At 49.5% G+C, this 20,493-nt stretch carries 16 protein-coding genes; 8 read left to right on the top strand and 8 right to left on the bottom strand.

Translation table 11 applies throughout. The features are described 5' to 3' along the window. Positions 1–8 precede the first annotated feature (8 nt). Positions 9–734 (bottom strand): pseudouridine synthase, encoded by a 726-nt coding sequence (locus tag ACXAGC_RS15270; RefSeq protein ID WP_474845362.1) that lies wholly within the window; start codon positions 732–734, stop codon positions 9–11. 2 nt (positions 735–736) lie between these two features. After that, positions 737–3,562, bottom strand: a complete 2,826-nt coding sequence (rapA, locus tag ACXAGC_RS15265) for an RNA polymerase-associated protein RapA (RefSeq protein ID WP_474845160.1) — start codon at positions 3,560–3,562, stop codon at positions 737–739. A 324-nt stretch (positions 3,563–3,886) separates the two neighbouring features. Between rapA and ACXAGC_RS15260 the strand changes: the two genes are divergently transcribed. Continuing rightward, entirely contained in the window at positions 3,887–5,284 is a 1,398-nt protein-coding gene (locus ACXAGC_RS15260) for a PhoH family protein (protein ID WP_474845158.1), read from the top strand. 40 nt (positions 5,285–5,324) lie between these two features. On the opposite strand, the gene ACXAGC_RS15255 is transcribed toward ACXAGC_RS15260, so the two are convergent. The 3 genes from ACXAGC_RS15255 to ACXAGC_RS15245 form a co-directional block, all read right to left on the bottom strand. Beyond that, positions 5,325–6,278, bottom strand: a complete 954-nt coding sequence (locus ACXAGC_RS15255; RefSeq protein ID WP_474845156.1) for a hypothetical protein — start codon at positions 6,276–6,278, stop codon at positions 5,325–5,327. Between the two features lie 107 nt (positions 6,279–6,385). Further along, positions 6,386–7,771, bottom strand: a complete 1,386-nt coding sequence (gene cysG / locus ACXAGC_RS15250; protein ID WP_474845154.1) for a siroheme synthase CysG — start codon at positions 7,769–7,771, stop codon at positions 6,386–6,388. A gap of 149 nt (positions 7,772–7,920) precedes the next feature. Beyond that, positions 7,921–9,648: a DEAD/DEAH box helicase gene (locus ACXAGC_RS15245; RefSeq protein WP_474845152.1), complete on the bottom strand. Its 1,728-nt coding sequence runs from the start codon at positions 9,646–9,648 to the stop codon at positions 7,921–7,923. A 187-nt stretch (positions 9,649–9,835) separates the two neighbouring features. Between ACXAGC_RS15245 and prsT the strand changes: the two genes are divergently transcribed. Beyond that, positions 9,836–12,616: an XrtA/PEP-CTERM system TPR-repeat protein PrsT gene (gene prsT, locus ACXAGC_RS15240; protein WP_474845150.1), complete on the top strand. Its 2,781-nt coding sequence runs from the start codon at positions 9,836–9,838 to the stop codon at positions 12,614–12,616. An 86-nt stretch (positions 12,617–12,702) separates the two neighbouring features. Here prsT and ACXAGC_RS15235 read toward each other — a convergent pair whose 3' ends face one another. Further along, on the bottom strand, positions 12,703–13,515 hold the full coding sequence (locus tag ACXAGC_RS15235) for an ion transporter (protein WP_303573822.1): 813 nt from the start codon (positions 13,513–13,515) through the stop codon (positions 12,703–12,705). Positions 13,516–13,628: 113 nt separating this feature from the next. On the opposite strand from ACXAGC_RS15235, the gene ACXAGC_RS15230 reads away from it, so the two are divergent. Next, positions 13,629–13,796: a hypothetical protein gene (locus tag ACXAGC_RS15230; RefSeq protein ID WP_474845148.1), complete on the top strand. Its 168-nt coding sequence runs from the start codon at positions 13,629–13,631 to the stop codon at positions 13,794–13,796. A gap of 71 nt (positions 13,797–13,867) precedes the next feature. Here ACXAGC_RS15230 and tolC read toward each other — a convergent pair whose 3' ends face one another. After that, positions 13,868–15,247: an outer membrane channel protein TolC gene (tolC, locus tag ACXAGC_RS15225; protein ID WP_119500025.1), complete on the bottom strand. Its 1,380-nt coding sequence runs from the start codon at positions 15,245–15,247 to the stop codon at positions 13,868–13,870. A 246-nt stretch (positions 15,248–15,493) separates the two neighbouring features. On the opposite strand from tolC, the gene nudF reads away from it, so the two are divergent. The 5 genes from nudF (at position 15,494) to parE (ending at position 19,930) form a co-directional block, all read left to right on the top strand. After that, the gene (gene nudF, locus ACXAGC_RS15220) at positions 15,494–16,120 is read left to right on the top strand and encodes an ADP-ribose diphosphatase (RefSeq protein WP_474845146.1); all 627 of its coding nucleotides are present in this window, start codon (positions 15,494–15,496) and stop codon (positions 16,118–16,120) included. A gap of 38 nt (positions 16,121–16,158) precedes the next feature. After that, positions 16,159–16,554, top strand: coding sequence for a DUF1249 domain-containing protein (locus ACXAGC_RS15215; RefSeq protein ID WP_119500027.1), 396 nt, complete (start codon positions 16,159–16,161; stop codon positions 16,552–16,554). After that, a complete protein-coding gene (locus ACXAGC_RS15210; RefSeq protein ID WP_474845144.1) occupies positions 16,554–17,288 on the top strand; it encodes a metallophosphoesterase family protein in 735 nt (244 codons plus the stop codon). The genes ACXAGC_RS15215 and ACXAGC_RS15210 overlap by 1 nt, the downstream gene beginning before the upstream one ends. Next, a complete protein-coding gene (locus ACXAGC_RS15205) occupies positions 17,285–17,863 on the top strand; it encodes a YqiA/YcfP family alpha/beta fold hydrolase (RefSeq protein ID WP_474845142.1) in 579 nt (192 codons plus the stop codon). Before ACXAGC_RS15210 ends, ACXAGC_RS15205 begins: the two co-directional genes overlap by 4 nt. 174 nt (positions 17,864–18,037) lie before the next feature. Beyond that, positions 18,038–19,930 (top strand): DNA topoisomerase IV subunit B, encoded by a 1,893-nt coding sequence (gene parE, locus ACXAGC_RS15200; RefSeq protein ID WP_119500030.1) that lies wholly within the window; start codon positions 18,038–18,040, stop codon positions 19,928–19,930. 44 nt (positions 19,931–19,974) lie between these two features. Here parE and ACXAGC_RS15195 read toward each other — a convergent pair whose 3' ends face one another. Then, positions 19,975–20,433, bottom strand: a complete 459-nt coding sequence (locus tag ACXAGC_RS15195) for a GNAT family N-acetyltransferase (RefSeq protein ID WP_474845139.1) — start codon at positions 20,431–20,433, stop codon at positions 19,975–19,977. Positions 20,434–20,493 lie beyond the last annotated feature (60 nt).

Below are 20,493 nucleotides of genomic sequence, written 5' to 3'. Positions count from 1 at the left end.
AGCAAAACTTAATCCGGGTTGATGACGTCTGAACCCGGAAGTGGCAGCGTGTCAGGTTGATAGTCCATGAATGGCACATCGCTGGTAAACCGTTTCCATTCTCCCGAAGAAGGATGTTGCAGGATCAGCGTTTCGGCATGGAGCTGAAGGCGGGGAGCCTTCGCTCTGGCTTCATCATGAGCATATAACCTGTCACCCAGAATGGGATGACCTAGTGACAGCATGTGCACCCGTAATTGATGAGAGCGGCCGGTGACCGGCAACAGCTCAACCCAAGTTTCCCCGTCAAGACGTTTGATAACACGGTAATGTGTTAGTGAGGGCTTACCATTCTCAAAGTCTACTTTCTGTTTGGGGCGGTTTGGCCAGTCCACAATCAGTGGCAGGGTTATACTTCCCTCATCATCCGCCACAGTGCCATCAACCCTGGCGTAGTAACGCTTTTTCGTCAGCCTGTCCTGAAACTGCTTCGAGAGCCGGCGGTGAGCCTCTTTATTAAGTGCCATTACCATAATGCCGGAGGTTGCCATATCCAGCCGGTGAACCACGGTGGCAGAAGGCAGCACTTTTTGCACGCGGCTGATAAGTGCATCTTTGTGTGCGGGCTGGATACCCGTCACACTTAGCAGGCCACTTTGTTTATTTGCCACCACAATGTCATTGTCGTAATACACCAGCGACAAAAAAGGTGACATGGGCGGATCGTAAATAAACGGCTTTTTACCGGCGGGCATACTCACGGATTATTCACCACGATACGCAGGCCTTCCAGTTGAACTGTTGCAGACTGCAGCGCGGCGGTTAAGCCCGTCAGCTGGGTCTCAATAAATTCGATTTCACTGTCCCGTATTGACGGATTCTGTGCTTGTAAATCCCGTAAGCGGCGGGCTTCTGCGCTAAGGGTTGCCTGCATGGTTTCAATGGCATCATGCTGAATTTGGTTCGCTTGTTGCTGAGCCGCTGCGGTGGCTTTTTCAATGTGCAGTGTCAGCGGTTGTTGCAATGCCTGAATCAGTTGCTGAACAATTTTTCTGCCGGCTTTACGGGGAGCGTCAAAGACCAGGTCTACCGGTTTTCCGTGGCCATCGGTACAAATGCGCAGCGGTGTTGCCGGCAGGAAGCGGCCCGGTTGCAACTTGCGATCTGCGTTTGCCTGAAGTACAAACAGTGACTCCAGCCAGAATGCCCCTTTCGGCAAACCTTTATCAGCGATAAACCCGACACTGGCTTTACCCAGTACATCCGTTAATACCATATCGATGGCATTGTGGACCAGCGGGTGGTCCCAGCTTAAAAAGTGCACATGCTCAAGCGTGGTGGCAATGCGGCGGCGATAGGTGACTGTCATACCTTCAGGATCCAGCCCCGGAAGGTGGTTAACCATCGATTCTGATGGTGTCAGAATGAAGCAGTCGTTACCTTTCTCTTCCTGATTAACGCCAAGGGCATCAAACAGGCGGCCCATGAAGCGGGACAGCTCAACAGATGCATCCTGCTCAACAATTTCTTCGAGCAGCCCGTCTACCTTACCTTCCCCTGACGCATTCAATTCCAGCAGACGATCGCGGCCGGCATCCAGTCTGGCTTTCAGTGTGTCATTCAGGGCTTTACTGGTGGTAACCAGTTCAGAAACCAGCGCTTCGTTTTCAGGGTCAAGGCAGGCTTCCACCAATTGCGCCTGCACTTCTTCGAATACACCTGAGCCTGTGGGGCAGGTATGTGAGAAAGCACCTAACCCATCACGATACCATTTCAACAGCACTTCCTGAGCAGACTGACTGATGTAAGGCACGTGGATTTGAATATCTTTTGTCTGACCAATGCGGTCCAGACGACCGATACGCTGTTCCAGTAAGTCCGGTGTAAGCGGTAAATCAAACAGCACCAGATGATGGGCAAACTGGAAGTTACGGCCTTCGCTGCCAATTTCACTACACAGTAAAATCTGCGCCCCTTCTTCCGGGTCGGAGAAATAGTGGGCCGCTTTATCCCGCTCTACAATACTCATGCCTTCATGAAATACACTCTGGCGAATACCGCTGCGGGTTCTGATCACTTCACCCAGTTGCTGTGCGGTGCGTTTGTCGGCACAAATCAGCAGAACTTTGGCAGGGCGGACTGAGGGTAAAAATTCCAGCAACCAGTCAACACGGGGGTCGTTATCGGTCCAGCTGTTAACCAGTGCGCTCTGGCGCTCCGGATATAACGCGTCGAAGAGTTCACCGCCGCAGACGGCACTGTCGTACATTTCCGGCAGAGGCAACGGATAGCTGTTCAGCATTCTTACCGGGAAGCCTTCAATACCGGCGCGACGGTTACGGAATAACAACCGGCCTGTGCCATGTGTATCAATCAGCTGGCTGAGAATGGCTTTACGTGTGGCCGGTTCATCCATATCGCTGTAGCGGCCGGTTATCTCAGGCGCGAGAGACGTGAGTTTTTCTCTCGCGTCTGCAGATAATGGCTCGTCTGTAAGTAACGGTGACACTGCTTCTGCCAGTGCACTGTACTGACTTTCTTCTTCAAGGAAGTGATTGTAATCATGGAATCTGGCAGGATCTAACAGCCGCAGACGGGCAAAGTGACTCTCATGTCCCAGCTGATCAGGGGTGGCTGTTAACAGCAGAACGCCGGCGGTGATTTCTGCCAGAGCCTCAATGCGCTGATATTCTTCAGAAGGCGCATCTTTGGACCAGGCCAGATGATGGGCTTCGTCGACAACCAGTAAATCCCAGCCTGCATCCAGCGCTTGCTGGTGGCGTTTAGGATTGTCTTTTAAGAAACTGATACTGCACAGTACCAGCTGGTCGTTCTCAAACGGGTTCGTGCCCGACTCGTCCAGCGCATCGCAACGGCTTTCATCAAAAATAGCGAAGGCCAGATTTACCCGGCGCAGCATTTCAACCAGCCACTGATGGACCAGAGAGTCCGGTACCACAATGAGTACCCGCTGTGCCCGGCCGGTTTTTAACTGGCGATGAATAACCAGTGCGGCTTCAATGGTTTTACCCAATCCCACTTCATCGGCAAGCAATACCCTTGGTGCATGACGGTTGCCCACTTCAGAGGCAATGTGTAACTGGTGAGGGATTAATTCAATCCGCGCACCGGACAAGCCAATCGTGCCTGATTTCAGGTACGCATGCTGATGTTCCAGAGCTTTCTGGCGCAGTTCGAACCACTTTGGAGTATCGGTTTGAAAGTTAAATAAACGCTGCTCCGGCTGGTTCAGCCGGATGTGATGGTCGAGAAAGGTTTCCGGCAGTCGCGCCGTTTCTTTGGTGTCTTCGCGCAATCCGTGATAAATCAGTACACCGTTGCTTTCTTCTACCTTTTGTATTTGTAAAGTCCAGCCTTCTTCGCTGGTAATTACGTCGCCTTCAGTAAAGATAAGACGGGTAAGAGGGGCGTTGTCCTTCGTGTAAATACGGCTGTCACCGGTTGCAGGAAAAAGTATCTCAACAGAACGAAAATCGACGCTGAGCACAGCCCCTAAACCTAATTCAGACTCAGTGTTACTCAACCAGCGCTGACCGGCTGAAAACGTATTTACAGAACTCATATTACCACCCTTTATTTTAGCGGCCGGTATTGTACTGAACACCGCTGTACGAATAAAGCCGTGAAGCACCATACCGGGTAAGTTTCACAGAAGTGTAGCCGAAGGCTGACGGACTGTTGATGAAATCCGGATCGGGTTTGCTACTTGCGCAATCAGAAAAGAAATTAATAGCCAAGCCGGGAAAACTGGATTATGGTTAATTTGAAGGTCGACGCGACATGGAGTTGAGCGTCCGGTTCGACACAGGCATCTTCTCCTTCGCGGGACTCTTGATTGCACGTCAGTAATCAGGCGGGCGAGGTTTTACTCTTGACGGAGCGAAGGATGCCAAGAAAAAAATCCACAGAAACAAAGATCTACGTTTTAGATACGAATATTCTGCTACACGAACCCCTTGCATTTCTCTCATTCAAAGAAAATGACGTTGTCGTTCCGATGACCGTTCTTGAAGAACTCGATTACATCAAAGACAGTAAAAAAGACGTTGCCCGTGATGCCAGAGTGTCTATCCGCTCAATGGAAGACTTACTCCATGACGCCACCCCGGAAGACATGCTGGCAGGCGTATCCCTCGAAGGGCTGGGTGCAGGAGAAAATAAACCCACTGGTGCACTGTCTATTTTCGCTGATTTGAATATGGCTGAATCCCAGCAAATATTTACCAGCAACGAAAATGACAACCGTATTATTAATGTGGCGCTGCATCTGCAGAAAACCTATGCACCCCAGCAAGTTGTGCTGGTGACGAAAGATCTGAACATGCGCCTGAAAGCAAAAGGCGCAGGGCTTGCTCACGTAGAAGACTACCGTACCGACCAGCTCATCACAGACATTAAATACTTGTCGAAGGGCTTCCATAAATTTGAAGGCAATTTCTGGGAAAAGGTGAAATCGGTGGAAAGCCGCTCGGAAGGCAGAGACACCATCCACACGATACCCCGTAATGTCATGGAAGATCCCTATATCAACGAATACCTGCTGGACGATACGCAGCAGTTCGCCGGTATTGTTGAGGATATGACTTCTGACGCGCTGGAAGTGCTCGATTTAGGATACGAGCGGTTAATGAGCCGTCATGCATGGGGCATATCTCCTAAAAATATTGGCCAGGCAATGGCACTGCACTCGCTGTTGGACCCGCATATTGACCTGGTTATTCTTACCGGGCCTGCCGGAAGCGGTAAAACATTGCTGGCGCTGGCTGCCGCCCTTGAAATGGTGGTAGAGAAGAACATGTACGATAAAATTATCGTTACCCGTTCTACGCCGGAAATTGCTGAGTCCATCGGTTTCCTGCCGGGCACTGAGGAAGAGAAGATGGCCCCCTGGCTGGCAGCCATCACCGATTCGCTGGAAGTCTTGCATAAGCATGATGAAAACGCGAAAAGCTCGATGAACTACATCATGGAGAAAGCGAACATCCAGTTTAAGTCCGTAAACTTTATGCGGGGGCGAAGCATCCAGAACTCCATAGTCATCCTGGATGAATCGCAAAACCTGACGGCTGCCCAACTGAAAACCATTATTACCCGGTGCGGGGAGGGCACTAAGCTGATTTGTTCGGGTAACCTGGCACAGATAGACAGCAATTATCTGTCAGCGGTAACATCGGGGCTGACCTATCTGGTAGAAAGGTTCAAGAATTTCTCCGGCAGCGCCACGATTAATCTGGACGGGGTGGTACGCTCACGTCTGGCAGAGTTTGCCGAGCAGGAACTCTGAGCTGAATTAACCCTTTCAGGCCGCCTCTGCGCGGCCTTTTTTACTGAATTTCTTCCAGCGTATATTTTTTCTGTGCTACGGCAAATTCAGAGGTTGGCGCAATTTCACCCACTTCGTATAACGCCGGGCCGGTGGGTTCAATCAACACGTAGGTTTTGCCGTCGGCTTTTATGGTTCTCTCGCCTTTGCGTGGTGTAAGTGCTATGCCCAGCAGGGCGTGGTCGGGCAATAACACCAGTACCATGGCAGTGTCCGGCAGAAAGGCTCTGGCGATGGAAGCGGTTAATACGGATTTGCTGTCACAGTCACCACGGTTTTCAGCCAGCAACTGGGCGGGAGGCGCAAAGCCTGAACCGTTACTTTGTGCCCGGTTATCCAGTGCGTCGTAGGGAATGCTTTGCACCCAACTGAGCAGAATATTGAAATATTCTCTGGCATCCGCCTGTGCATCCACTTTCTCGTAAAATGCTTGTGAGAGCGGGATCAGTGTGCCGGTCATCTCATTAATGTACCTTATATGATCCGGCTTGATGGCTTCCTGATTAAATGATGTGCGGTAGCGAGTGTAGTAGTGCTGGTGCAGGTAATCGTTGAATGCTTTTTCCTTCGCTTGCGCCAGCTGGCCCTGAATGGCTGCCAGTTTTTCCTTATTACGGGATTTCACTTTTATTGATACTTTGTCGCCCTGTTGCCTGATTTGAATATTGGCATCTTTAGGGTTGAACTGACGGGCCACATTCAGCAACTCTACCGTTACATATCGCATGGCAAGCTCAGGACGGTAATTTTTCTGTTCCCTTGGTCCCGCTGCCAGCTTTTTGTTATCCAGCGCAAAACTGACAGACTGGGTTCTGTCCTGAGCATCAAGCCACTTGTACTGGTACGTTGTCTGGCCGCCGGCAGTATTTTTTTTAAAAGCCGTTTGTTCTGCTATGGCGCCGGTAGCGGCAAACATAAAACAAAACAACCACCACCGGAGCAGAGAGATATTCATATCAGATCGTATCCATTTGCGCCGGGGCGCAATGCGTCAAAATCCGCCGGAACAATCTGCCCGGCAATTACACAGAGTATGGAACAAAACCTGAATTTAACAAAGGGTTAAGCAGTAAACCAGTCCAGCTTCTTATGCAGTGTGACTACGCTGCCCACAATAATGAGTGTAGGGGGCTTCATTTCATCCAGTTGCGGATGAGCGGTGATAGTATCGAGAGTACTGGTAATGACTTTCTGAGACTCTCTGGTTGCTTCCTGAACCAGCGCAATGGGCGTGGAAGCAGACAAACCGTGTTCAATCAGCTTGCTGCAAATAACAGGCAGGCCGGTGAGACCCATGTAAAACACGATAGTCTGATTTTGATGTGCAAGTGCCGGCCAGTTCAAATCGATGGTGCCGTTTTTCAGATGGCCGGTAGCAAAGGTAACAGACTGGGCATGGTCGCGGTGTGTTAACGGAATACCGGCGTAAGTACTGGCACCGCTGGCTGCGGTAATGCCGGGCACGACCTGAAAATCGATACCGGCGGCTATCAGTTCTTCGATTTCTTCGCCGCCACGACCAAATATGAACGGGTCGCCCCCTTTCAGACGGACAACACGGTTACCTTTTTTCGCTTCTTCGACCATCAGTGAATTGATTTGGTCCTGAGGCAGTGTATGGTTACTTTTCGCCTTGCCCACATAGATCTTTTCGGCGTCCCGGCGCACCAGTTCAAGAATGGCAGGAGACACCAGCCGGTCGTAAACCACGACATCCGCTTTCTGCATCAGGCGCAGGGCGCGGAATGTCAGCAGATCAGGATCACCGGGGCCTGCACCTACCAGATAGACCTGACCTTCAATTTTTTGTTCGCTTTGCGCTGCTGACAGTGCTTCCAGAAATTTGGCGTTGGCTTTGTCGTCCTGGCCTTTTTCTACCAGCTCGGCTATGTCGCCATCCAGTACGTCTTCCCAGAAATACCGTCTGGCCGTTACGCCCTTCAGTGAGGACTTCACTTTCTCACGGAATTTCTCGGAAAAAGCGCCCAGACGGGAGATATTTGCCGGTATCACTGACTCCAGCTTCTGACGTAAATAACGCAGTAATACCGGAGCGACACCACCGCTGCTCATTGCAATAACAATGGGGGAACGGTCAATAATCGAGGGCGTGATGAACTGGCAAAGTGGTGTGTTATCTACCACATTAACCAAAATGCCTTTTTCACGGGCAATATCATGTACATGCTGATTAATGCCGGTTTCGCTGGTGGCCACAAATACCATTTGCTGATCGGTCAGATCAGTATCCGCAAATTCACGTTCAATGAGTGTGACCCGGGGATTATCCGCGTAGGATTTTACGGTGTCGCACATCCATGGCGCGACAACAGTCACGCTGGCTTCGGATTTCAGGATTAACTCCAGTTTTCGGGCTGCCACTTCTCCGGCACCTACGATCAGGCAATGAGATTGTTGAGTGTCGATAAATAACGGGAAGTAACGCATGTGCCTGTGGATCCTGTAACGCTGATAATAACGCAGTGGTGATAGGACTATTTTGACGGGATTCCGTGCAAAGAAAAGAGTTGTTTTGTGCCTTCTTATTTCCAAATGGCATATAAAAAAGGCAAGCTATAACGCTTGCCTTCGAGCATTTAGTTTTTGCGGGGAGCCCGGCGCTTTGGCGGCGTATCGGACCACTCGCGGATAGACAACTTTTGTCCGGCTACGCGGGTGTTCTGCAGCAGCTCTTTGGTTTCACGGGGCATGCCCTGAGGCAAATCAACGGTGCTGAATTTATCATAAATTTCGATAGCACCAATGTTCTTGCTGTTGATATTCCCTTCGTTAGCAATTGCACCAACAATGTTACCGGGCTTGGCACCGTGAGTATGACCAACATCAATACGGTAACGCTGCATGCCGGCTTCAGGCTTGCTTGAAGCGCGCTTACCACGACGGTCGCCTCTGTCTCCGCGGGGGCCACGGTCGCCACGATCACGGGGGCCGCGGTCACCACGATCTTCCCGTTGTGGTTTGCTGTGCAAATCAGGACGGTCAGATTCTTTCAGTAACAGTGGTTCGTCACCTTGTGCCAGTTTGATCAGTGCGGCAATCAAACGCTCAGGCGAAGCTTCTGTTTCCTGTTGTAAAGATTCCACGATAGGCATCAGAGATTCCAGGCTGTCATCACTGGTTGCTTCGCTCACCGCGTGCTTGAACTTGCTCAGGCGCGTTTCGTTCAATTCATTAATTGAAGGAATCGGCATACGTTCAATTGGCTGACGCGTGGTTTTCTCAATGGCGAAAAGTAAACGCTTTTCACGGTGAGAAATGAACAGAATTGCTTCACCACTACGACCTGCACGGCCTGTACGACCGATACGGTGTACGTATGACTCTGTATCGTAAGGAATATCAAAGTTAACAACGTGGCTTACACGTTCAACGTCAAGACCACGGGCAACAACGTCTGTTGCAACCAGAATGTCGATAGCACCCTGCTTGAGTTTTTCTACTGTGCGTTCACGGGCATTCTGCGGGATATCACCGTTCAGTGGCTCAACATCGTAGCCACGGGCAGACAGTTTGTCAGATAATTCAACAGTCGCCGTTTTCGTACGTACGAAAATGATCATGCCGTCAAACGGTTCCACTTCCATAATACGGGTTAACGCTTCCAGCTTATGGTGTGGTGCAACCTGGCAGTAACGCTGACGGATAGTGCTGGCCGTTGAAACTTTCGATTCAATTTTAACGTGCTTCGGATTTTTCAGGTAACGCTGGGTAATCTTTTTGATTGGTCCTGGCATGGTTGCCGAGAACAGCGCAGTCTGCTTTTCTTCCGGAGCATGACTTAAGATGGTTTCAACGTCATCGATGAAGCCCATGCGCAGCATTTCGTCAGCTTCGTCGAGCACCAGAAACTTCAGTTCACTTAAGTTTAATGTTTTGCGGTTAATATGATCGATGATACGGCCCGGGGTACCAACAACAACCTGTACGCCACGTTTAAGCTGACGAATTTGGTTATCGTAAGACTGACCACCGTATACAGGCAGTACCTTAATTTTCTGCGAAAAGCTGGCATAAACCTGAAAAGCTTCCGCCACCTGAATAGCGAGTTCGCGGGTTGGAGCAAGTACCAGCAATTGCGGTAATTTTGCTTCCGGGTCGATATTTGCGAGCATTGGAAGGGCAAAGGCCGCAGTCTTACCTGTACCTGTTTGCGCCTGACCTAACAGGTCATGGCCTTCAAGCAGTAGCGGGATACTTTCAGCCTGGATGGGGGATGGCTTTTCATAGCCAACTTTCTCCAGAGCCTGTAGTATGCTTTCTGGTAAGTTAAGGTCTTTAAATGTCAGCTCGACAGTATTGGTCATTAATGATCCTGAATGATTATATGAAAGAGGTGGGCACGGCACACGCCGGCACGATTACCCGGAGTACCCCTGAATCATGTATCTTCTGTGAATCATGTATCTTGAGGTGGCGCGGGCTGTTTTACTAAAGAGGTATTATATTCCAGATAGGAGTGGAATACCAAACAAGAAAGTAAAGGTACAAAGGATGAATTATAACAAAACAGGAAAACGGATAATAGTGCCTCTGGCGATTGCTGCATGCTTATCTGCGGGTCTCACCGGCTGCGGCAAAAAATCCACAGAAGAACACCTTGAAGCTGCGAAGCAGTTCGCCAATGCGAATAATAGTGATGCAGCCATTATCGAGTTTAAAAACGCGATAAAAAGTAATCCTAAAGCACCTGAACCCCGTTTCGAACTGGGTAAATATTATCTGCAAACCGGTGACTTTGACGGCGCTGAAAAAGAACTTAACCGTGCACTGGATCTGGGGCAGTCTGCCTCGGAAGTGATTCCTTATCTCTCTGTGGCCTATCAGAAAACCGGCGCTGAAAATGCGCTGGCCGGTGTTGATTTTCAAATGGAAGGCATGACTGCAGTCGAATCTGCAGAAGTTGGCTTTTACAAAATGCAGGCCATGGCGCAACTGGGCAAGAATGAAGATGCGCTGGCGCTGATCGATCAGTTAGAAACCCTCGATACCAGTTCGGTGTATAAGGGGCTGGCGTTAACTTACCGTGATATTATCAATGAGAATGCAGAAGGTGCGCTCTCATCATTAAAAGCTCTGCGTGAGCAGGCACCGCAAAACAAAGATGTGTTGCAACAGTTAGGCAAACTGGCGCTGGCGACAGGTGATAAAGCGCTTGCCATGGATGCCTTCGGAGACTACGTAGAAGGTAACCCCACTGATGTAACCAGTAAATTTGCTTACATCACGCTGCTAATCGAAGCAGGAAAAACTGAAGATGCCGACCCGATGGTCTCGGAACTGCTGAACAACAACCCTCAGCATCCGTTACTTAACCAGTATAAAGGTATCATCGAAGCTAATGCCGGCAACTATGAAAAATCCATGAGTTTCCTTGAAACTGCCATGCGTAATGGCAATAACAATCCGGCGATCAGATTACTGGGCGGCTATGTGGCTTATCAGATGCAGGATTTTGCCGCAGCCAATGAGTACCTGTCTGAGGTGGCGCCTGCTTTACCTGCCGATCATCCTGCGTTACGCATGCTGGCCGACAGCTTGTTGCAGATGGGGCAGGGAGAAGACGCATCACAGATCCTGAACCGGGTAGAAGTTGACGGTGAAGCCGGTGCATCACTGTTTTCAAAAGCCGGTTATCAGTTGTTGCGTCAGGGCAACGTGGTAGACGCCAAAGCCATGATTGAAAAATCCGGCACCATGAGTGAAACCGCAGAAGACCTTGCCAGACTTGGTGTGCTGCAGTTATCGGTTAATGATATCGACGGGTTAGTGAATCTGGAAGCTGCCGCCAAAATGGCGCCGGAGTCTGTAGTGACGCAACGTACGTTGATCACGGCTTATATGACCACAAACAAACTCGATAAAGCGAAAGCCGCATCGCTGGAATGGGCTGAAAAAGAACCGGACAACCACACGCCACACTTATTCCTGGCGGAAATTGCATTTAAGCAGGGTGACAAAGAGGGAGCCCTGGCTGAAATTGAAAAAGCCAAAGCGCTTAATCCCGGTACCACTGAAATCGATCTGGTACAGGCCAGATTGCTTCTGTCTGAAAGCGACGTGCCGGCAGCAGTGGCGGTGTTAAATAATATTCTCAAAAAAGAACCGGGTAATGTACAGGCAAGAGATGTGTTATACACCGTCGCTGTACAGACTAATGAAGCCGATGCTGCCGCCGTTGCACAAGGTGTTTATGATCAGCTTCAGAAAACGCCGGATGATCTGAATTTACGTTTATTAGCGGGCCGTATCGCCTTTGCCAATAACGAAGATGACAGAGTGATGAGTTTGCTGGCGCCGGTACAGGCTACGGTCAAGACGCCTAAGTTATACTGGAACCTCAAAGGTCAGACGCTTATCCGTCAGAACGACGTGAAAGGCGCTGCGGCACATTACGATGCGTGGCTGAAACTCTATCCTCAGGACAAAACTGCTGTGCTGGGAATGTTGTTACTGTTAGATGCACAGCAACAATATCAGCAGGGGCTGAATCTCACTAATGCATTTCTGGCGAAACAACCTGACAGTCAGGTCAAATTACTTAAAGCCCATTTTCTGGCTATGACCCGCCAACCCAAGCCTGCAAAGGCGATTCTGGATGATATGCCTGAAAACGTTAAAGCGTTGCCCTTTGTGCGCAGTATTTACGCCCGTGTTGCTATTTTGGAAGGTAAGAGCGCCGATGCTGTGAAAGATGCCATGACGGCATATGACGCCAATCCGAACAGCCAGAATGCGTTACTGGTGGTTGCAGCATACGAAACGTCTGGTCAGGCACCAAAGGTGAACCCGTTTATAGACAGTCATCTTGAGGCACATCCGGCTGATATCCGCATTGCGATGTTAAAGGCGGAGCGGTTGATCGGCTCCGATAAAGAAGGGGCGAAATCTGTGTACGCCGGTATTTTAGAGCAAATGCCGGAAAACTTTGTGGTACTGAATAACCTGGCTTACCTGTACTACGAAGATGGTGAATTGAATAAGGCCATGGAACTGGCGCGTAAAGCCGTTGGCCTGCAGCCTAAAAATGCGGATTCAGTTGATACACTGGCGCAGATCCTTATTCAGCAGGACAAGTATGAGGAATCACTGTCTTTATATGAGTCGGTGGTTAATGATCAGCCTGTTGCCGATATTGTGTATCTGAACTACGTTCAATTGCTGCTTGATATGGGCAAAAAAGAAGTCGCACGCCGTAAAATGCGCAATCAGGAATTCACGACAACCGACGGGCAGAAGCGGGCGGAACGTATCCGCGTTCGCTACAGTCTGTGATTACCCGGCATTCAAAGGTAAACAAAAATCCCCGCTGAGCCGTCAGCGGGGATTTTTTTATGCTTCACCGTGATGGATTAAACTGATCAGTCCGGTGATTTTTGTAACTTGTTTACTGTCTCACGGAGTGATTTCAGTTCGGCCATCACATCATTCAGTGTGGGCTCATTATTTTCAGCGGCGGCTTCACGGCGGGCGGCAGCGTTTTCCTGCTCCATGACACCTACCACAATACCGATTACCATATTGAGAAACGCAAACGCCGTAAAGAAGATAAAAGTGAGATAGTACAGCCAGCTGAGCGGGTACACTGCCATGGTTTCATACATGACATCCGTCCAGTCTTCAAAGGTCATTACCCTGAACAGCGTCAGCATAGAAATAGTGATATCGCCCCACAGTTCACTGTTAATTTGCTCAAATAAGGTGCTGCCAACGGCGGCATAGATGTAAAAGATGATAAACATCAGCAGCATGACATAGCCAAGCTGAGGCAAGGCTTTTACCAGTGACACCAGCAAAATCCGCAATTCCGGTATAATGGAAATCATCCTTAAAACCCTGAACACCCTGACCAGCCGGCCTACGAGAGCAAGATCGGTGCTTTCAGCCGGGATAAGGCTGACAATCACAATCAACGTATCAAACCAGTTCCAGAAGCTTTTGAAGAACTGCTTTTTATTTTTCTCGCCCAGAAAGCGAATGGTGATTTCCGTCAGGAAAAAGGCACTGATAAACCAGTCGAGTATTAATGTTACCGAGGCAAAACCTCTTGGCATATCATAGGTTTTGGCGCCTACCAGTAAGGCGGAGATGATGATGACTGAGATGACAAAAATCTCAAATGTTTTATTAGAACGGATCCGTTCAAAGCGATTCTGGAGTTCAGTGGCTTTCATGATGTTGGCAAAATTACTACTTAAGTATAAATATTAAGAATCAAGAGTGTTTCAAAAATGCAGTTGGTTTTTCTACAATGTCATTAACGTTAACATCATCGAAGGCATGTATAATGGATGACTCATTATCAGGCTTGCAAGGAAAATTGCTGGATACCAGTGAAAAACTGGAGAATTTTATTCCCACTTCAGAGCATGCTTCCTCGCTGAAAGAGGACCTGCATGACTTGCTATCCATGCTTTCTGCGTTGCAATCCCATTCAGCAGACCCGGGCCAGTAATCTTATTTCATGCACATACGAAAAAGCCGTTTGCCCGCTAAGGCAAACGGCTTTTGCTTTTCTCTTCACAATTAACTGTTTTCGGTATCCGCCGGACGTAAACCTTTGTTAATCATTTCAATATCCTGTGCTGTCAGCGTACCGGCTGCCTGTTTCAGGTTAACTACCGCCTGAATGAAATCGTAGCGGGCACCAGCCAGGTTACGGCGGGCATCAAACAGGTTTTGCGTGCTGTCCAGTACGTCAACAATGGTACGGGTACCCACATCGAAACCGGCTTCAGTGGCTTCAAGTGCACTGCGGGCAGAAACCACAGCCTGTTCCAGTGCGCGGATTGTCGACATCGATGCTTTCACATCGTTAAACGAGCTGCGTACTGACTGAACAGTCTGACGATAAGTCAGTTCCAGATCCTGACTGGCAGAAATGTAGTTAAACTTCGCCTGCTCAGTTTGTCCCGATACGCTCAGGCCCTGGAAGATAGGTACGTTCAGTTGCACACCAACGCTGTAGCTGTCGAGGTAAGGCGTGGTGTTGTCGATAACTTCGTTACCTACAGTCGTTGTACTGTGAGTTTTGTCCTTACCCGCAGACGCAGTTAAATCCAGTGTTGGCAGGTGACCGGCACGGGCAGAAGAAATGTCTTCTTTCGCAATGTCCATCGCCAGGCGGTTAACCAGTAACGATAAGTTCTTCTCTTCGGCGGTTTCCAGCCATTCATCCGGGGTGGCCGGTTGTGGCATGGTTGCAGAGAAGTTCTCTGTATTCAGTTCGTACAGTCTGTCGTGGTACTTACCGGAAATTACACGAAGTGCTTCAAGTGCCAGCTCAACGGCATTTTCTGCCTGAATTTCCTGAGCAATGGTATTGTCGTAGTTAGCTTGCGCTTCATGCACGTCAGTGATCGCCGTTAAGCCCACTTCAAAACGTTGCTTGGTTTGTTCAAGCTGACGCTCAATGGCACTTTTCTGAGCTTTAACAAATTCCAGACTGTCTTTCGCACGTAACACATCAAAATACGCAGTGGTTACCCGTACAATCAGTTGCTGCATGGCAGAGGCCAGAGTGGCGTCGCTTTGTTCTGCTACTTTTTCCGCGCGGTCCAGACCTACCCAATTGGCGTGGTCGTATAATGACATGGAAAGGTTCAGGCCATAGCTGGTGGTATCACTGTCGGAGTCGATCATGGTGATACCTTCGCCTAAAAACTGGGCACGTTCAGCAGAAGACGTGGTATAACCTACGGTTCCTGAAATTTGTGGCAGCAAAGAGGCACGGCTGATGGTAATACCGGAGTAGGCAGCGTCCCGTTGCGCTTTGGCCTGATTTACAACCGGATCATTTGCCAGTGACTGCTGATATACTTGCAAAAGGTCGTCTGCAAATGCCGTTGCCGGAACACCTGCGGTAATACCTAATCCAACCATCAACGATAAGAGTGTTCGTTTCATTAATGTGCCTTCCTGTAATTATTGACGGTCCACTGGACTCATAAGCTATGAAGTGTATGAAATCACTCCGTAAACCGGTAGTCTGTTCTGGTAACAGGGCGTGTTTAACTGTAACAGAATATGTTATCGCCGCTTTTCTCTGTAAGCTTGAGTACGGCTTTTTACCAGAAAACCAAAATGGTGATTAAACAGCCGGTTTCAAGTTGACCAGTATCATAAGGCTTTTACATGCGAGAGTGAATGTAAATGAGCAAAAAAATCGGGATGTTTAACTCAAACGATATAAAGATTGAAGCAAAAACGCCACTGTATCAGGGCTTTTTTAAAATGGTGCGTTACGACTTCAAACACAAGCTGTTTGCCGGTGGCTGGAGCGATACAGTACGCCGTGAAATATTTGAACGGGGTCATGCCGTTGCCGTTCTGCCTTACGATCCTGATACGCAGGAATTCGTACTGATCGAGCAAATCCGGATAGGGGCAATGGCCACCAGTGATAATCCCTGGTTAATTGAAGTTATCGCCGGCATTATCGATGAAGGTGAAACCGAAGCGGATGTGTGTTGCCGTGAAGCTGAAGAAGAAGCCGGTATTGTGCTCAGGCAACTGAGTAAAGCTACCAGTTACCTCGCCAGTCCGGGCGGCACCACGGAGCGTATTCATATTTTTATGGCCACCACGGATGCCACTACCGCCAGCGGTATTCATGGCCTTGATCATGAGTCAGAAGATATCCGAGTTCACCGTGTGGCAGAAAAAGACGCCCTTGAATGGCTGGAAAATGGCCGCATTGACAACGCTGCTACCATAATTGCGCTACAATGGTTCTTCATGCATAAAGAAGTACTGTTGAAAAACTGGAGTCAGGTTTGAATCAGACAACGCGAAAATATGTACCACATCTTCCCAGCATGCAGGCACTGTGTGAACTGAACTACAGCCGTTTCCTGCGTTTGCTGCCGGACTGTGATACCGAATCGCTTGTCTACCGGTTTTCTGTGGCTGAACAGTTTACTTATCAGATTACCATTGATGAGGCTGCCCGTTACACCACCACGCTGACGGTTTCTCAAAACAGTACCGGCACGCCGGAATATCTTAAACCGTCTATGTCTGTCAGGTTGTATCACGATGCCAGAATGGCTGAAGTCATCACCAGCCAGAACACCGGCGCGTTTGCCCCGTCATACGATTATCCCAACAGCAAAATGCGCCAGCGCAACGAGAAACTGATGATTAATATCTTTCTGGCAGAATGGCTGCAGTTTTGTCTGAAAAATAAACCTGTGGTATCGGCCCCGGTTTAATGCGGCTGCTGCAACTTTCCGATTGTCACCTGTTCGCCGATCCTGCTCAGACAGCATACGGTGTAAATCCTTATCAGTCATTGAGCCGTGTGCTTGAATGTGCCGCCGGGGAAGCGCCGGACAATGTGATAATTACTGGCGATGTCAGCGGCGATAACAGCGAAGAAAGTTACCGGCATTTTCTGTCACTGATGGACCGGTATCTGCCCGGCTGTGAGTGGCGGGTCGTAGCCGGAAACCATGACAGTAACGCTCACTTTGAAGCTATATTCGCTGATCACATTCTTCATGCCGGCAACGCCTGGTGCATCAATAACTGGAAAGTACACGGGCTCGATACGCGTTTTCAGGGCGCCCGGGGACAAATTCTGCCGGCAGAATTGCAGGCGGTGAGTGCAGATATCAACAGTACCGCTGATTGTTTTCATTTACTGGTACTGCATCATCATGTTTTGCCTACCGGCAGCTGGATGGATAAACACGCCCTGGAAAACCCTCAGGATCTGCTGGCCTGGCTTGAGTCCGCTACCGGTATCGCTCTGGCAATACATGGTCATGTGCATGCCGGATTATGTTATGAAGCCGCCGGAATCTCCGTGCTGTCAGTACCCTCGACCTGTTGGCAATGGCAGCTAAACCCTGAATTTGGCACTGCTGCGTTACCCCCGGGATTCCGGGAAATTATGTTGTCGCCTGATGGCGAATGGACCTCTTCAGTCAGGAGAATTGAATGATTCACGTGTTGTACCTGCACGGCTTTCTAAGCTCACCTAAATCAGTAAAAGCGCAACAGACCCTCGCCTGGTGTGAAAAGCACCGGCCGGATATCACATTACATATCCCGCAACTGTCGAATTACCCTTCTCAGGTGGGGCTGCAACTGACAGACTATATTCAGGCCCATCCACAACTGACAGAAGCGGGTCTGCGTGCCATAGGCAGTTCAATGGGAGGCTATTTGTCTTCCTGGCTGGTGGAGCAGTACGGCGGCAAAGCGGTATTGATCAATCCGGCGGTAAAGCCATTCGAATTGTTGCTTAAATACGTTGGCGAGCATGTTAACCCGTATACCGGTGAGCCTTTTAAGATTGTGCAGGAAGATATGGCGATACTGAAGGCAATGGACAGCGACAGCTTAGCGGCACCGGAAAGCTATAAGGTACTGCTGCAAACCGGTGATGAAACCCTGGATTACCGTCAGGCTGAAGAAAAGTACGCTGACAGCGACCTTATCATTGAGCAGGGCGGCGATCACAGTTTTACCGGTTTTGAAAAACACCTGCCGGCTATTTTCCGCTTTCTTGATTAAAATCCGGCAGGGGGCTGTGTTGCAGCTTTTCCGCAAGTAAGCCGAACAGCCTGTGTCAGATGCCCCGCCGGACGCAAACGGGCAATTGCTCACATAACTGATGCCTGCTAACATCGTTTAAAACTGTGGCACGCCCGTGCCTATAATAAACAGCGTCCTGGAATAAGCAGCACTATGTCTAATCAATATAATTCCGAAGCGATAGAAGTCCTCAATGGTCTGGACCCGGTTAAACGCCGTCCGGGCATGTATACCGATACGATGCGGCCCAATCACCTCGGTCAGGAAGTTATCGATAACAGTGTGGATGAGGCGCTGGCCGGACACGCGACGAATATCAAAGTGATCCTGCATGAAGATCAGTCGCTGGAAGTCATTGACGATGGCCGGGGCATGCCGGTAGACATTCACCCGGAAGAAAAAATGTCCGGTGTGGAATTAATCATGACCAAGCTTCATGCCGGCGGTAAGTTTTCCAATAAAAACTATGCTTTTTCCGGTGGTTTGCACGGGGTCGGGATTTCTGTTGTTAACGCTCTGTCCACCCGCGTTGAGGTAGTTATCCGCCGTGACGCAAACGTCTATCAGATTGATTTTGCCAATGGTGAAAAGGCGGAAGAGTTACGGGTCATCGACTCCTGTGGTCGCCGGAATACCGGCACCCGTGTAAGGTTCTGGCCTGATCCTCAGTATTTCGATTCTGCTAAATTCTCTGTTTCCCGCTTAGTGCACAACTTACGTGCTAAAGCGGTGCTTTGTCCCGGGCTGCGCATCCGCTTCGACAATAAAGTCAGCGGCGATACCACCGAGTGGTATTTTGAAGACGGCTTGCGGGACTATTTGTATCAGGCGGTGCAGGAGTTTGAAACGCTGCCGGCAGACACGCCTTTTATCGGAAACTTCTCCGGCAATGCAGAAGCTGCGGACTGGGCTGTCATGTGGCTGCCTGAAGGTGGCGAACTGGTCACCGAGAGTTACGTAAACCTTATTCCTACTGCACAGGGCGGTACCCATGTTAACGGTCTTCGTCAGGGCCTGCTGGAGTCTATGCGGGAATTTTGTGAATTCCGTAATCTGATGCCCCGCGGTGTTAAATTATCTCCTGATGATATCTGGGACCGCTGTGCTTACATTCTGTCGACGAAGATGCAAGACCCTCAGTTTGCCGGTCAGACAAAAGAACGTTTATCCAGCCGTCAGGCATCAGCGTTTGTTTCCGGCGTGGTTAAGGATGCTTTCAGTTTGTGGCTGAACCAGCATACTGATGTGGCAGAAGCCCTGGCTGAAATGTGTATTAACAACGCCCAGCGCCGTCTGCGCCAGAACAAGAAAGTAGCCCGTAAGAAAGTCACACAGGGCCCGGCACTACCCGGCAAGCTCACAGATTGTTCCGGCCAGGATATTACCCGTTCAGAACTGTTTCTGGTGGAAGGGGATTCCGCGGGTGGTTCTGCCAAGCAAGCGCGGGATCGTGAGTTCCAGGCGATTATGCCGCTGCGGGGAAAAATTCTGAACAGCTGGGAAGTCGAGTCCTCCCAGGTGTTGGGTTCACAGGAAATTCACGATATTTCTGTTGCACTGGGTATTGACCCGGATTCTTCGGATTTATCCGGTTTGCGTTACGGGAAAATTTGTATTCTGGCTGATGCTGACTCCGACGGACTGCATATTGCCACGTTGTTGTGTGCCTTGTTCGTCCGTCACTTCCGTGCGCTGGTAGATGCCGGTCATGTGTATGTTGCCATGCCGCCGCTGTTCCGCATCGATGTGGGCAAAGAAGTGTTTTATGCGCTGGATGAAAGCGAGAAACAGGGTATTCTGGACCGGATTGAAGCAGAGAAGAAGCGGGGCAAAGTGAACGTGCAACGCTTCAAAGGTTTGGGTGAAATGAACCCTATCCAGTTACGTGAAACCACCATGGATCCTAATACCCGCCGGTTAGTTCAGCTTACCATTGATGACAGCACAGAAATGTTAGAGATGATGGATATGTTGCTGGCCAAAAAGCGCTCCGGCGACAGAAAGTCCTGGCTGGAAAGCAAAGGGAATATGGCCGAAGTGGTGTAATACCCCGCAGCCTTTATTAAAACTAAAAATAGCCACAAATGTCGCTATTTTTGTCTTGTAAGTTTCATATCAATATGGGGAATACCGTCTTCCAGATACATAGTGGATGTTGGCGTAAAGCCAAATTTTCCGTAGAAACCTGCCAGATGTTCCTGTGCGCCGATTTCAATATTCTGCTCCGGCCAGTATTCAGCGCAGTACGCTAATGCCTTTTCGATCAGAGTGTATCCCTGTCCCGAACCGCGACACTGGCTGGTTGTCAGCACCCTGCCAATACTGACTGACGGATAGCTGAGCCCGGGCGGTAACAAGCGTGCGTAGGCGACAATGTCTCCGTTCTCATAACCAAGCAGGTGACGAACACAAGCCTGAGTATCTTTATCATCCAGCTCAGAATAGGGACAATTTTGCTCTACGACAAATACATTTATTCGTGCCTGAACCAGGGCGTACAGTTGGGTGATTGTGAGCTCACCGAAAGTCAGGCATTGCCAGTTCAGCATAGTATTATCTGCATTGTCTTTAAAATGAATTAGGGGAATGTATCAGGCTTTCCGGATTAT

Source organism: Alteromonas sp. AWJ4_197 (genome assembly GCF_056160285.1).
Note: the sequence above shows the minus strand (reverse complement) of the source record. Positions and strands in the feature narration are given on the sequence as shown.